Source organism: Thermoanaerobaculia bacterium, from assembly GCA_035260525.1.
Classification (GTDB): Bacteria; Acidobacteriota; Thermoanaerobaculia; order UBA5066; family DATFVB01; genus DATFVB01.
This window is the reverse complement of record DATFVB010000077.1, coordinates 1-13,292: the sequence shown is the minus strand read 5'-3', so window position 1 is coordinate 13,292 and position 13,292 is coordinate 1. Positions and strand designations below refer to the sequence as shown.

Sequence of the window (13,292 nt, the reverse complement as noted above, 5' to 3'; positions counted from 1 at the left end):
ATCTGACCTGGAGATCCTTCGTCGGACTCCCGGGCTCATCGCATCGCGGGGAGCCCTCCGCGAAGTAATCGAGCGGAGGGCCCGCGATGCGGGAGCGGGAGCGAAGGCGAAGGGGGTGACGGCCGGCGCGGTCGAGTCGCTCGTTCGACGAGCCGCGACGGCCGCCACGCGCTCCCGGTCCCCGAGCCCGCTCCCGCGACGGGACCTAGAAATGTCCGGGGGTGCCCGCGCCTTTCCCCGGATACAGCCCTCTTCCCATCGCCCGTCGCAGGTATTCGATCGCGTTCCGGACGGCGTCGGCGACCGCGGCTCCGCGCGCGAGATTCGCGGCGATCGCGGAAGACAGCGTGCAGCCCGTCCCGTGCGTCGCCCCCGTCTCGATCCGGAAGTTCCGGAACTCGATGAATTTTCGTCCGTCGAAGAAGAGGTCGCTCACTTCGCGCCCTTCGCCGTGCCCTCCCTTGATCAGCACCGTGTCGGCGCCCAGGTCCGCCAGGACCCCGGCCGCGAGGCGGCGGTCGCCCTCGTCCCGGATCGGAAAACCGGCGATCGTCTCGGCTTCGGGGAGATTCGGCGTGACGACCGCCGCAAGCGGGAAGAGCTCCCGCTTCATCGCCGACACCCCCGCCGGCGGGAGGAGACGGCTGCCGGTCGTGGCGACGAGGACCGGATCGAGAACGACGTTTCGAGCCTTTCCCTTCCGGAGCGCGCGCGCCGCCGCGGAGACGTTGGCCGCGTTTCCGAGCATGCCGACCTTCACCGCGTGCGGGACGATGTCGGAAAGGACCGCGGAGATCTGTTCGAAAAGGAGCGCGGCGGCGACCGGCTGCGTCTTCGTGATCTCTCGCGTGTTCTGCGCGGTGATCGCGGCGACGGCGACCGTCCCGAAGACGCGGTGGGCGGCGAACGTCATGAGATCCGCGACGATTCCGGCGCCTCCGCTCGGATCGACGCCAGCGATCGTGAGCGCCACCGGGAGCGGAGCGGTCATCTTCCGAGTGTACTCCCGCGCGGTCCGGCGGAGGCGGCCGGTTGACCGCGGGCCCCCATTCCGATACTTTTCGCCCTTCCGGCGGGAGAAAGGGAACAATGGCGAAAAAGCTGCGGCGGGAAGACATGAGACGCGACGAGGTCATGGAGACCGTCGGCAAGGGGATCCGGTTCGTTTCGGGTCACCGGAAGGGAACGGCCGAGACGATCGGGATCGCCGTCGGCCTCGCCGTGCTGATCGCCGCCTTCGTCGCGTTCCGGGGGCATCGTGAATCCCAGGCGGCGGAGCACCTTTCGCGCGCCCTGACCGTCCTCGCGACGCCGCTCGCGGGAGACCCCTCCGCCGCCGCGACCGGAAAGAAGACGTACGCGACGGCCGCCGAGCGGAGCGCCGACGCGAACAAGGAGCTCTCCGCCGCGGCGGAGTTCGGCGCGACGAAGTCGGGCCGCGAAGCCGCGGTGATCCTCGCGGCGCAAGGCGCGTCGAAGGACACGGGCTCTTTCGGGCGTTTCGCCCGGAGCGGCAAGAGCATCGTGGCCGCCGCCGCCGAGCTCGACAGCTATCGCGCGTTGAGCGATGCGGGGAAGAGCAACGAGGCGATCGCGGCCGTCAAGCGCGCGATCGAGACTTCGTCGACCGCGGTGCCGAAGGACGCGCTGCTCGCCGAGCTCGGGTCGCTTTACGAGAGCTCCGGGTCTCCCGCCGACGCCAAGGCGATCTACCAGAGACTCGTCAGCGAGTATCCCGACTCTCCCTACGCGTCCGAAGCCCAGAGCCGGATCGGCCAGCTCCAGTAGCGTCGGGGAAAATCCGAAATTCGAATTTCGAAACCCGAAACAAATTCGAATATCGAATTTCGAAACGGGATCAAGGCGACCTGAACGGCGATTCCCAGGTCCCCCGTTTGCGATTTTGAATTTGAAGCCTTTGAATTTGTTTCGAATTTCGCGATTCGTGCTTCGAATTTCCAGCGCCGTATGCGTCAGCCGTGGGTGACGCGGTGCGCCGCCGTGCCGTCGTCCTGGTCTGCGACGGCCTCGGCGTCGGCGCCGCGCCGGACGCGGAGCGGTACGGCGATGCCGGGACCGATACGCTCGGCCACGTCCTGGACGCCGCTCCGGTCGCGCTCCCGGCGCTTTCGGCTCTCGGGCTGCTTCGCGCCGGCGGCCGCGGCGGTCCCGCGCCGGACGCCGCGTGGGGGCGCATGCGCGAGGTTTCGGCCGGGAAGGACTCGACGACCGGCCACTGGGAGATGATGGGAGTCGTCACGGAGCATCCGTTTCCGCTCTATCCCCGCGGTTTTCCCGCCGACGTCCTCGACCCGATCGAGCGCGAGATCGGCGTCCGTTTCCTCGGCAACGTGCCGGCTTCGGGAACGGAGATCATCCGCGAGCTCGGTTGCGAGCACCGCGCGACGAAGCGGCCGATCCTCTACACGTCGGGCGACTCGGTCTTCCAGATCGCGGCGCACGAAGAGGTCATCGAGCCTTCGCGGCTCTGGGAGATGTGCGCGGCGGCGCGCCGGCGACTCGTGCCGCCCCACGGCGTCGGCCGGGTGATCGCACGCCCCTTCGCCGGGAAACCCGGCGCGTTCGTCCGCACGGCGAACCGCCGCGACTTCTCGCTGCCGCCTCCCGCGCCGACGTTCCTCGACCGCGCCGCCGAAGCGGGCGTTCCGACGTTCGGGATCGGCAAGATCGTCGACATCTTCGCGGGACGCGGGCTCTCGGGATTCTCCTACTCGAGCTCGGATGCCGACGGCATCGCGAAGACGGCGGAGCGGCTCTCCGGCGGGCCAGGCGGATTCGTCTTCACGAACCTCGTGGATTTCGACAGCCGGTACGGGCATCGGAGCGATCCGGCCGGCTACGCGGACAACCTCGCGAGGCTCGACGCGGCACTTCCGGCGCTGCGCGCGGCGTTGGCGTCGGACGACCTCCTCATTCTCACCGCCGACCACGGGTGCGACCCGACCGACGCGTCGACGGACCACACCCGGGAATTCGTCCCGCTCCTCGTCGCCGGGCCGCGCGTGCGCGCCGGCGCGGAGCTCGGCACGCGCGCATCGTTCTGCGATCTCGCCGCCACGCTGGAGGAATGGTTCGAGCTCCCCGCGGCGTCGGGCGGGCGAAGCGCCCTTTCCGAATTCCTGGAATGACGGCGATCGCGGCCGTCGCCGCCGCGGCGGCGGTGCTCTCGCTCGCGTGTCTCGCCGCCAATCTCGTCGCTTTCCGGCCGCTCCCCGCCGGAGTGTCCGCGCCGCGGTGGCCGCGCGTGTCGGTCGTGATCCCGGCGCGAAACGAAGAGCGGGACCTCGAGGCGGCGCTCCGTTCCCACCGGGAGAGCGATTACCCCGACCTCGAGGTGATCGTCGTCGACGACCGGTCGGGCGACCGGACCGGCGAGATCGCCCGGCGCTTCGCGGCGGAAGATCCGCGGTTCCGCGCGATTGCCGGCCAGGACCCTCCGAGCGGGTGGCTCGGCAAGCCCCACGCGCTTCGGCAGGGCGCGCGCGCGGCCTCGGGGGAGTGGCTGCTCTTCGCCGACGCCGACGTCGTGTACGAACCGGACGTCGTCCGGCGCGCGGTGGCTGACGCCGTGCGGCGCCGGCTGGCGCTGCTGTGCCTGCTCCCGCGTTTCGAGACGCACGGGTTCTGGGAGGGAGTCGTGATGCCGAACCTCTACGCGCTCCTCTATCTCGGTCCGGGGTTCGTGACGCAGATCGGCCGGGTCAAGGCGCTGGCGGGAGGGAGCGGGAGCGGCAATCTCGTCGCGCGCGGCGCTTACGACGCCGTGGGGGGACACGAGGCGATCCGGTCGGCCGTGATCGACGACATCGGTCTCGCGCTGGCGATGAAGCGCGCCGGGCAGCGCACGCGGGCGGCCACCGCTTACGAAGGCGTCCGGGTGAGGATGTACCGCGGGCTCCGCGAGATGGTCGACGGCTTTTCGAAGAACGTCGCCTTTCTCGGTCCGCCCGTGCCCGCGCTCCTCTTTCCGCTCGCGTTTTTCGCCCTGGCGCTCGCCCCGTGGATCGTCCTCGCGGCGCCCGCGCCCTCCGCTGCGAAGGCGCTCGCCGCGGCGGCGATCGGCGCAACCCTCGCCGGCCGCGCCGTCGTCGCGCGGGTGACGCGCTCGCCGGCCTGGAGCGCGCTCTTCCATCCGCTGATGATCGCGGTTTGGACGGGAATCGCGATGCGGTCGTGGTGGAGGAGGGTCGTGCGGAAAAGATTCGAATGGAGGGGCAGGGTGACGGATGCGCCGAAGTGAAGGGTGAAATTCGAAGCACGAAATTCCAAGCTCGAAACAATTTCAAATTTCGAATGACGAAATGTTCGAAACGGAAGCCGCCCGGTCCTTCCAACCATTCTTCGAATCAAAATCGTGCTACCGGCGTCGTGGCTGACGGATACGCCGCCTCGTTTTGATGATTCGAGTTTGGGATTGTGAATTTGTTTCGAGTTTCGAGTTTCGAGTTTCGAGTTTCGGATTTGTTTCTTCAAGGTACCAGCACCGTCGCCCGCTTCCCCGTCAGCGCGTCGTACTTCGCCGCGATGGAGCGCGAGGCCCGAACCGCCTCGCCTCGCGCCGCGAGCATGACGACGGCGCCGCCGAACCCTCCGCCGGTGATCCGCGCGCCGAGGACGCCGGGCGCCGCCCGGGCGAGGTCGACCATCGCGTCGATCTCGGGAGTCGAGACCTCGAAATCCTCGGCGAGCGACCGGTGCGACTCGAAGAAGGCGCGTCCCGCGTCCTCGATGCGTTCGTCGCGGAACGCCGCGACCGTCTCGAGCACCCGCTCGTTCTCGGTCACGACGTGCCGCGCCCGCCGGTTGAGCGGCGGCTCGAGGAGGTCGATCCGGGGAAGGTCGTCCGGCGACAGGTCGCGGAGCGTCGCGACGCCGAGCCGCGCGGCCGCGAGCTCGCACTCGGCGCGGCGGGTCTTGTAGCCGCCGGTCTCGTTGCGGTGCGCGACGCCGGAATGGAGCACGGCGAGCTCGGCCGCGCGGGGCACGTTGACGAGCTCGAACTCGAGCGTGCGCGTGTCGAGGAACATCGCCCGGTCCGTCGTCGCGAAAGTCACCGCCATCGGGTCCATGATCCCCACCGGCGCGCCGATGAACTCGTTCTCCGCTCGCCGGGCGAGCCGGGCGATCTCGCGGTCGTCGAGAGGGAGAACGAACGCGTCGCGGAGGGCGCGCAGGAGCGAAACGGAGAGGGCCGCGCTCGAGGAGAGTCCGCTCCCGGGCGGGATCGACGAGGCGATCCGGACGTCGAAGCCGCCGATCCCGTGTCCGGAGCGCGTGAGCGCGAAGGTCACGGCCTGAACGTAGTCGAGCCACCCGCGCCCGCGGCGCTCGGCGCCGACCTCGTACTCCTCGATCTGCGCCCCGACGTCGCGGCTCCACGCGCGGGCGGTCCGGGACTCCGATCGGCCGAGCTCGACCTCCGTGCGCTGCGGGATCGCCGCGGGGAAGACGAAGCCGGCGTTGTAGTCGGTGTGGTCCCCCATCAGGTTGACGCGTCCCGGCGCCCGGGCGCGGAACCGCGCGGCGCGGCCGAAGAGATCGGAGAAGGAACGGTCAGCCGGCATCGACCGCGACGCGGCGGAGCTCCTCCGCTTTCTCTTCCGGGAGCGTGTCGGCGGTGAAGACCCCGGCTCCCATCTCGCTCCCCGCGAGGTACTTCAGTCGGTCGCTCCGGCGGTAGGCGGGATAGAACTCGACGTGGACGTGCGCCTCGGGGTGCGGGCGTCCGTCGGTCGGGGCCTGGTGGAATGAGGCGATGTACGGGAACGGCCGGTTCCAGAGGCCGTCGTACTTGAGGAGGATCGTCTTCAAAGCGCGCGCGAAGTCGGCGCGCTCGGCCGCGGAGAGATCCGCCAGCGAAGGCGCGGCGCGGCGCGGCGCGATCCAGACCTCGTAGGAGTAACGGGCGAAGACCGGCACGAGCGCGACCGCCGCGGGCCCTTCGTAGACGACGTGACGGCCGCCGCTCGCGATCTCGTCCTCGAGGATCGTCTCGATCAGCCCGCGGCCGTTCTCGGCGAGGAACGCGGCCTGCAGCGAAAGCTCCCGCGCCGGGACCGGCGGGACGAAGGGATACGCGTAGATCTGCCCGTGCGGATGAGGGAGCGTCACGCCCACCTCCGCGCCGCGGTTCTCGAACGGGAAGACGTACTCGACGTCGGGACGCGCGCCGAGCTCGCGCCACCGGTCGCCCCAGACCTCGATCAGGAGCTCGATCTGGTCGAGGGGCAGCCGGCCGAGCGTCGAAATCGGGTCGCGGCTGAAGACGACGACCTCGCACACGCCGCGCGCCGGCCGCGTCGGGACCGAAAGAGCCGGGGGGGCGTGCGAGCTCTCCGAGAGCGTCGGGAAGAGGTTCTCGAAGACGGCGATGTCGTAGTCGCCGGCCGGGAGCTCCGTCGGATGCTCCGGGTCCGACGACGGCGCGAGCGGGTTCCAGTCCTTCGGCATGAACGTGCGATTCTGGCGGTATTGCGCGTACGCGACCCACTCGCCCCGCAGGGGGTGCCAGCGCAGGTGCGGGTTCGGCCGCAGCGGCTCCGGTTCCGGGCTCGTCGCGACGATCCCCTCCGGGATCGGCCGGCGCGAGTAGAGCAGGAGCTCGCGCCCGTCGGGCTTCCGGAGCGCCCGCTTGTGCATCCGCCGGGTCTCTTCGGTCGGGGTCGCCGCGCTCGCCACGGTTCGACGCTACACCGACGAGCCCGCGGGCGGAAGGCTCGCCGAAGGCGTCTCGGCAGTTTGTTGCGGCCCCTCCGGTGCCTGAGCGGGGAGAGCCATCCGCGCCTTGAGGCGCGTGGGATCGGGCGTCGAAGCGCCGGTGTCCTTCATCTCCGGGACGATCCCCGACGCCTCCGCGATCGCGTCGAGCGAAAATTTCGGCGTCCGGTCGGCGTAGAGGAGCCCGTTGGTCTCCTGGTACGTGTCGGCGAACTGCGTGTAGCAGAACCCGGCGAGGACGTCGAGACCGCGCACGGCCGCGAGGAGCCGCCGGTAGAGCTGCTCGAAGGCTTCGGCGGAAGGTACGCGGCGGTAGCCCCAGTGGTGGACGGCCCCGTGGTCGAGCGTGATGCCGCCGAACTCGGAGAGCATCAGCGGCTGCCGCGCGTGCTCCTTGAGCACCAGGAGCCGGCCTCCGGGACGCTCGCGGCGCAGCAGGCTCGGGAGCACCTCTTCGGTCTGATAACGGCGCGCGAGCCGCTCGGGGTCCGTGTCGTAGTCGTGGACGCCGAGGATGTCGGTCGCCACACTCTCCCACCCGTCGTTGCCGATCACGGGGCGCGTCGGGTCGATCGTCTTCGTGAGGTGATAGAGCGCCTGGACGTAGTCGCGCTCGGCCGGGTTCTCGGGAAGGTTCGGCACTCCCCACGACTCGTTGAAGGGCACCCACGCGACGATGCAGGGATGGCTGACGTCGCGCTTGACGACGTCGATCCATTCCCGCGTCAGCCGCTCGACCGACTCGCGCGTGAAGCGATAAGCGCTCGGCATCTCCTCCCAGACGATCAGCCCGAGGCGGTCGGCCCAGTAGAGGTACCTCGGGTCCTCGACCTTCTGGTGCTTGCGAACGCCGTTGAACCCCATGTGCTTGACGAGGAGGACGTCGCGCCGCAGCGCCTCGTCGTCGGGCGCCGTCAGGCCGGTCTCGGGCCAGTAGCCCTGGTCGAGGACCATGCGGAGCGGGAAGGGCCGGCCGTTCAACATGAACCGGTCCCCCTGCGTGCCGATCGCGCGAATCGCCGTGTAGCTCTCCAGGCGGTCGACGACGCTCCCGTCCCGGCCGCGGAGCTCGATTTCCGCCTCGATCAGCGTCGGGCGGGCCGGGCTCCATAGCAGCTCGTTGCGGTAGTCGTCGATGCCGGGATCGGAAAGGACGATGCGCCGGTGGACCTCTCCCGCGACGACGCGGCAGGTGTCCTCCGCGAGGAGGCTGCCGCGCGCCTGCAGCCGGTAGGCGACCGTCAGGTCGTCGCTCGGGCCGCCCGCGATCGCCGTTTCGATCCCGATCTCCCATCGCTCGACGTTCGGCGTCCACCGCAGGTACGCGAAGTAGCGCCGGGGAACGACCTCGAGCCAGACGGTCTGCCAGATCCCGGTCGTTCTCGGGTACCAGATGCCGTGCGGCTCGAGCTTCCAGTCCTGCTTGCCTCGCGGCTTGGCGAGGTCGGCGGGGTCGTCCTCGGCGCGGACGACGAGCTCGTGCTCCTCCTCGCCCTCGAGCAGGTGCGTGAGCTCGATCGTGAACGGCGTGTAGCCGCCGACGTGCGCGCCGACCATGATGCCGTTCCAGAAAACGGACGCGACGTGGTCGACGGCCCCGAAATGGAGGAGCAGCCGTTCTCCTTCCGCGAGCGGCGGCGGGGCAACGGAGCGCCGGTACCAGACCGCCTGGTACAGCCCCGTGTCGCCGATCCCGCTCGCCGGCGCCTCGGGGGAGAAAGGGACGGTGATTCTCCGTTCCCACGGGACGCGCCCCGGCGTCCGAAAGCGGTCCTCCGCGTCGAGCGCGAAATCCCACTGGCCGTTCAGGGAAATCCAGCGGCCGCGGTCCATCTGAGGCCGCGGATATCCGTGGCCGTGACTCACCGGGATTGCGCTCATGCCGCGCAAGAAGCCTGCAAAATCGCAGCCATCAGGGATGGAATTCCGTCGGCCGCGCGGGTACGCCGGCATCCTCTCCCGCGAAGAGAGGTGATGAGGTCCTTCACTCCGCTCGAGAGAGAGCACTTCGCGCCCAGGTCGATGAGCGCTGCGTGCTCTACGGGGCGGGCGCGGGAATCACGATTCCCTCGTAGCCCTCGTTCTCGAGCCGCGAGAGCTCGGCTTGCGCGTCCGCCTTCGACGGCAGCGGGCCGACCTTCACGCGCGTCAGGCCGTCGAACGGTTCGGTGAAGACGCGGTGTCCCGACGCGCGGACCTTACCGGCGAGCGTTTCCGCCCTCCAGGCGGAAGCGAACGAGCCGATCTGGACGTTCCACCAGCCGGTGGCCGAAACGACGGGGGCCGGCGGGCCGGGCGCGACGACGGTCAGGCGAACGCGCGCGGTGCCCGGCCCGACGACGCCGAGCTCCTCAGCGGCGACGCGGGAGAGGTCGACGATCCTTCCCTTCACGAACGGCCCCCGGTCGTTGATCCGGACCCGTGCCGTCTTTCCGTTCTCGAGGTTCGCCACGTCGATCCACGTTCCGAGAGGGAGCGTGCGGTGCGCGGCCGTCATCTTCCGGCCGTCGAAGATCTCGCCGGAGGCCGTCGGTTTCCCTTCGAACCCGTCCTTGCCGCCGTACCACGACGCGAGGCCTTCCTCGGTCTGTCCCGCGGCGGCGGGGCGCGGCGCGGGGCGCGCGCGCGGCGCCGTCGCGGGCTTCTTGCGCGCACAGGCGGCAGCGAGGACGAGCACGGCGACGAGAGGAGCGAGACGACGAGGAAACGTTCGTCGCAAGCGGGGGGGATGTCTCAGACGCGCAGCCCCTCCGGGGCCACGGCCTCGACGGCCGCGAGGGCGGGATCGAGCTCTTCGCGGAGGAACGCGTCGACCTGGTCGGCGGCCCGTCCCGTGAGATCTTTCGCCGCCGCCGCGTGGACCTGCTCGATCGTCAGGCCGGTGTCGTCGGCGGTGCTCTTCACCCAGCCGGCCAGATCGGCCTCTCCGGTCCGTTCGCGAGCTTCCAGCGCGGTGATGGCGAGGAGCTTCAGTGTCTCGTGCACGGCCTGCCGGTCACGTCCCCGCTTCACGGCCTCCATCAGCACGTTCTCCATCGCGAGGAACGGTACTTCCCGTTCGAGATGCTGGCGGATGACATATTCCCGCACCTCGATCCCGGCGAAGATCTCGTCGAGGACGAGCGCGATCGCGTCCGCGCACAGGAAGGCGGGAGGGATCGAGAGCCGCTTGTTCGCCGAGTCGTCGAGGGTGCGCTCGAGCCACTGTGTGGCGGCCGTGAAGGCCGGGTCGAGCGAGAGGACGATGAGGTGCCGCGCGATGGCGCAGACGCGCTCGGCGCGCATCGGATTCCTCTTGTACGGCATTGCCGAGGAACCGATCTGCGACTTTCCGAACGGCTCGGCGATCTCCCCCTCGTGCTGGAGGAGCCGCAGGTCGGTCGCGCACTTGTGCGCCGATTGCGCGAGCCCCGAGAGCGCCGCGAGGACGAACGCGTCCTGCTTGCGGGAATAGGTCTGCCCGGAGACCGTCTGGCGCTTCGTGAACCCGGCGCGCGCGGTGACCGCGCGATCGAGTGCGTCGACCTTCGCCCCGTCTCCGTCGAAGAGGGCGAGGAAGGAGGCCTGGGTCCCCGTCGCGCCCTTCGCCCCGAGGAACCGCAGGTTTTCGCGCACGCGCCGGATCTCCTGCAGGTCCCAGAGGAAGTCCTGCGCCCAGAGGCAGGCGCGCTTGCCGACCGTCGTCGGCTGCGCCGTCTGGAAATGCGTGTACGCGAGGCAGGGGAGAGCCTTGTACCGGTCGGCGAAGCCACGGAGGTGTCGCAGGAACGAGGCGATGCGCTTCTCGAGGAGCCCGAGCGCCTCGCGCATCTGGATGAGGTCCCCGTTGTCGGAAACGTAGGCGGACGTGGCGCCCCAGTGGATGATCCCGGCGGCGGCGGGAGCGGCGAGGCCGTAGGTCTTCACGTGCGCCATCACGTCGTGCCGCGTATCGCTCTCGATCTTCGCGGCGGCGTCGAAATCGATCGACGCCGCGTGCCGGTGCATCTGCGCGATCGCTTCGTCCGATATCGGAAGGCCGAGCGCCTTCTCCTCCTCGGCGAGCCAGATCCAGAGCCGGCGCCAGGAGCCGAACTTGAACGCGGGGGAGAAGATCCGCGACATCTCCGCGGACGCGTAGCGTTCCGTCAGCGGGTCGACCCAGGCGCTCCTCTCCGATCCGCTCAATCTTCCTCGATCTCGCCGATCGCGAAGCGAAGGACGTCCTCGTTGCCGCAAACGGAACACTGCGCCTCGAGGATCCGGCTCCCCTCGGTCTCGAAGACGTAGCAGGGGGTCTGGCACTCCTTGCACACGAGGTAGTCGATCTCCTTGTCCGACGAATCGGCGTTCATCGCGATGAGCTCGGGCGAATTCTGGGCACGCGCTATGATTTTGGCAGATTTGCGGAGGGGACGCCATGCACTTCTCGCTTCTCGGGTTCCTCGTGCTCCTTCTCGTCGCGGCGATCTGCGGCGCCATCGGGCGCGCGATCGCGGGGGGAACGCGCGGCGGCTGCCTCGTGTCGGTGGCCGTCGGATTCATCGGCGCGCTGATCGGCACGTGGCTGGCGCGGGAGCTCCGCTTTCCGGACATGTTCGCGATCTCGATCGACGGCCACCCGTTCCCGATCGTCTGGTCGATCATCGGCGCGGCCCTTTTTGTCGCCGTCGTGCACTTGATCTCCGGTCGGCGGTAACGTGGTCCTCACGGCCGCTCTCGTCCTCCTCGTCGTGATCGCCGCCGGCGCGCTCTTCCTGTACGAGCGCCGGACCGCGCAGCAGCAGCGAGACGCGAGCGACCAGCGGCAGATCCTCCTTTCGCTCGCGACGGAGGCGGCCGCCTCGAAGGCGCTCGCCGAGAGCTCCGGCCGCGGCGTGCTCGCCCTCTCCGAGGCGCTCGAGAACCGCCTGGGCTCCTTCGAGCGGACGATCGACGAGCGGATCAAGGCGAGCCAGGCCGCGCTCGGGCAGAACATCGGGACGATGCAGCAGCAGAGCGCCGAATCGGCCATGCTCCTGAAGTCGGTCGGCGAGAACCTCGGCAAGGTCTTCGAGGCGTCGAAGAAGATCGAAAAGCTCGCGGGCGACGTGACGCGGCTCGAGGACCTGTTGAAGCCCCCGAAGATCCGGGGGCTCCTGGGCGAGGCGTTCCTCGAGGAGGCGCTCCGCCAGGTCCTTCCGCCCGGCAGCTGGGAGATGCAGAAGCGCTTCGCCGACGGCGAGGTGGTCGACGCCGCGGTCCGGCTGGGAGAGCGTTTCGTCCCGATCGACAGCAAGTTCCCGTACGAGAGCTATCGCCGCGCGCTCGACTGCGGCGACGACTCGGAGCGCAAGCGGCTGATCCGGCAGCTGAGGGCCGCGACGCGCAAGCAGGCCGACGACATCGCCCGCAAGTACATCCGCTCCGCGGAAGGCACCTTCGAGTTCGCCCTGATGTACCTGCCGGCCGAAGCGCTCTACGCGGAGATCGTCGCGGAGGGAGACGACGAGAACGTCGCCGAGTACGCGATCGGCCGCCACGTCATCCCGGTTTCGCCCACGCTCCTCTACGCCTATCTCTTCACGGTCGCGCAGGGGCTGCGCGGCCTCGAGATCGAGAAGCGCGCCCACGTCGTCGTCGAGGAGCTCGCGCTCCTGAAGCGCGGCATCGACAAGATCGAGGAGCCCTTCGGAAAGCTCGGCAACCATCTCTCGAACGCGCAGAAGCAGTACGAGGAGACGTTCAAGCAGCTCGCGCGCTTCGCCGAACGGCTGCGCGAGATCGCCGATTCCGAGGACTCACCCGCCCAGGCCGCGCTGCCGCTGCGGGTCCTTCCGCCCGAGTCGTAGGCCGGCGCGGCGATGCATCGAGCCGGCCGGGCGCGTGCCGCCGGCCGGCGGCTCGAGGTACGCCATCGGTACGCCTTCGCCGCCGGGCCGGCCGTCCGCATCCCGTCCGCCTTCGCCAAGGCTTCGGCGGATCGAGGCTTCGAGCGTGCAAGTAATTCAAACCCGGGGGTCGGCGATCAATCCGCCATAGCTCGGCGGAGCGGCGGCGGATCGGGCTCGCGCCTGGCCGCGCCTCGTCATGATCCCAACCGACAGACTGGCGCGCATCTGCTTGAATCCACGGAGCGAACTTGCCCGCCGTTCGCCCCGTCCGGTATAGTCCCGGCCTTGCGCCTTCGAGAACCGCATCCCGAGAACGGCCGGACCGGGCGCGACGGGGCGAGGGCCGCGACGGGTCTGCGGGGCCGCCGGCTCGGGACCTCTCCCGGAAGACGAGCGAACGAGAAATGAAGCTCCACGTCACATCCGAGATCGGCAAGCTCGACGCCGTTCTGGTCCATCTCCCCGGCAAGGAGATCGACCGGATGGTGCCTTCGATGATGGACGAGCTCCTCTTCGACGACATCCTCTACGGCGACGGCGCCCGCGAGGAGCACCGGCGCTTCCAGCAGATCCTCCGCACCGCCTGGAAAGAGGACGCCGACACGGTCGAGGTCCTCGACGTCCAGGATCTCCTCGAGGAGATCCTCACCGACCCGCAGACGAAGGAGGAGGTCCTCGCCGACCTCGCCCTGAAGCTCCAGA

Annotated in this window: 13 protein-coding genes; 6 read left to right on the top strand and 7 right to left on the bottom strand. The window is 69.5% G+C overall.

Going from position 1 to position 13,292, the window contains the following annotated elements:
• Nucleotides 1-205: 205 nt before the first annotated feature.
• Nucleotides 206-991, bottom strand: coding sequence for a bifunctional hydroxymethylpyrimidine kinase/phosphomethylpyrimidine kinase (gene thiD, locus VKH46_03850; protein HKB69951.1), 786 nt, complete (start codon nt 989-991; stop codon nt 206-208).
• 98 nt (nt 992-1,089) lie between these two features.
• Here thiD and VKH46_03845 point away from each other — a divergent pair, with 98 nt between their 5' ends.
• From VKH46_03845 to VKH46_03835, 3 genes are all read left to right on the top strand, one after another.
• Nucleotides 1,090-1,788 carry a hypothetical protein gene (locus VKH46_03845; GenBank protein HKB69950.1) on the top strand — a complete coding sequence of 233 codons (699 nt, stop codon included), beginning with the start codon at nt 1,090-1,092 and terminating at the stop codon, nt 1,786-1,788.
• Nucleotides 1,789-1,991: 203 nt separating this feature from the next.
• Nucleotides 1,992-3,149, top strand: coding sequence for a phosphopentomutase (locus tag VKH46_03840; GenBank protein ID HKB69949.1), 1,158 nt, complete (start codon nt 1,992-1,994; stop codon nt 3,147-3,149).
• Complete coding sequence (locus VKH46_03835) at nt 3,146-4,261, top strand: glycosyltransferase (GenBank protein HKB69948.1); 1,116 nt, start codon at nt 3,146-3,148, stop codon at nt 4,259-4,261. Before VKH46_03840 ends, VKH46_03835 begins: the two co-directional genes overlap by 4 nt.
• A gap of 229 nt (nt 4,262-4,490) precedes the next feature.
• Here the strand turns inward: VKH46_03835 and galK are convergent, their stop codons facing one another.
• The 6 genes from galK to VKH46_03805 all read right to left on the bottom strand — a co-directional run bounded on the left by galK (nt 4,491) and on the right by VKH46_03805 (nt 11,072).
• Nucleotides 4,491-5,585 (bottom strand): galactokinase, encoded by a 1,095-nt coding sequence (gene galK, locus VKH46_03830; protein ID HKB69947.1) that lies wholly within the window; start codon nt 5,583-5,585, stop codon nt 4,491-4,493.
• Complete coding sequence (gene galT / locus VKH46_03825) at nt 5,575-6,660, bottom strand: galactose-1-phosphate uridylyltransferase (protein ID HKB69946.1); 1,086 nt, start codon at nt 6,658-6,660, stop codon at nt 5,575-5,577. The genes galK and galT overlap by 11 nt, the downstream gene beginning before the upstream one ends.
• A gap of 48 nt (nt 6,661-6,708) precedes the next feature.
• Complete coding sequence (locus VKH46_03820) at nt 6,709-8,571, bottom strand: glycoside hydrolase family 2 TIM barrel-domain containing protein (GenBank protein ID HKB69945.1); 1,863 nt, start codon at nt 8,569-8,571, stop codon at nt 6,709-6,711.
• 205 nt (nt 8,572-8,776) lie between these two features.
• The gene (locus VKH46_03815; GenBank protein ID HKB69944.1) at nt 8,777-9,457 is read right to left on the bottom strand and encodes a septal ring lytic transglycosylase RlpA family protein; all 681 of its coding nucleotides are present in this window, start codon (nt 9,455-9,457) and stop codon (nt 8,777-8,779) included.
• 14 nt (nt 9,458-9,471) lie between these two features.
• Nucleotides 9,472-10,905: an adenylosuccinate lyase gene (gene purB, locus VKH46_03810; GenBank protein HKB69943.1), complete on the bottom strand. Its 1,434-nt coding sequence runs from the start codon at nt 10,903-10,905 to the stop codon at nt 9,472-9,474.
• Complete coding sequence (locus VKH46_03805) at nt 10,902-11,072, bottom strand: hypothetical protein (protein HKB69942.1); 171 nt, start codon at nt 11,070-11,072, stop codon at nt 10,902-10,904. Before VKH46_03805 ends, purB begins: the two co-directional genes overlap by 4 nt.
• 65 nt (nt 11,073-11,137) lie before the next feature.
• Between VKH46_03805 and VKH46_03800 the strand changes: the two genes are divergently transcribed.
• The 3 genes from VKH46_03800 to VKH46_03790 all read left to right on the top strand — a co-directional run.
• Nucleotides 11,138-11,416, top strand: coding sequence for a GlsB/YeaQ/YmgE family stress response membrane protein (locus VKH46_03800; protein HKB69941.1), 279 nt, complete (start codon nt 11,138-11,140; stop codon nt 11,414-11,416).
• Between the two features lies 1 nt (nt 11,417).
• Nucleotides 11,418-12,548 (top strand): DNA recombination protein RmuC, encoded by a 1,131-nt coding sequence (gene rmuC, locus VKH46_03795; GenBank protein HKB69940.1) that lies wholly within the window; start codon nt 11,418-11,420, stop codon nt 12,546-12,548.
• 446 nt (nt 12,549-12,994) lie between these two features.
• Nucleotides 12,995-13,292 (top strand): arginine deiminase family protein (locus VKH46_03790; GenBank protein HKB69939.1); only part of this gene is annotated, 298 nt, incomplete at its 3' end.

Coding starts and splice junctions, on each gene's coding strand:
- thiD (HKB69951.1), bottom strand. CDS start 991: ATGACCGCTCCGCTCCCGGTGGCGCTCACGATCGCTGGCGTCGATCCG.
- VKH46_03845 (HKB69950.1), top strand. CDS start 1,090: ATGGCGAAAAAGCTGCGGCGGGAAGACATGAGACGCGACGAGGTCATG.
- VKH46_03835 (HKB69948.1), top strand. CDS start 3,146: ATGACGGCGATCGCGGCCGTCGCCGCCGCGGCGGCGGTGCTCTCGCTC.
- galK (HKB69947.1), bottom strand. CDS start 5,585: ATGCCGGCTGACCGTTCCTTCTCCGATCTCTTCGGCCGCGCCGCGCGG.
- galT (HKB69946.1), bottom strand. CDS start 6,660: ATGCACAAGCGGGCGCTCCGGAAGCCCGACGGGCGCGAGCTCCTGCTC.
- VKH46_03820 (HKB69945.1), bottom strand. CDS start 8,571: ATGGACCGCGGCCGCTGGATTTCCCTGAACGGCCAGTGGGATTTCGCG.
- VKH46_03805 (HKB69942.1), bottom strand. CDS start 11,072: ATGAACGCCGATTCGTCGGACAAGGAGATCGACTACCTCGTGTGCAAG.
- VKH46_03800 (HKB69941.1), top strand. CDS start 11,138: ATGCACTTCTCGCTTCTCGGGTTCCTCGTGCTCCTTCTCGTCGCGGCG.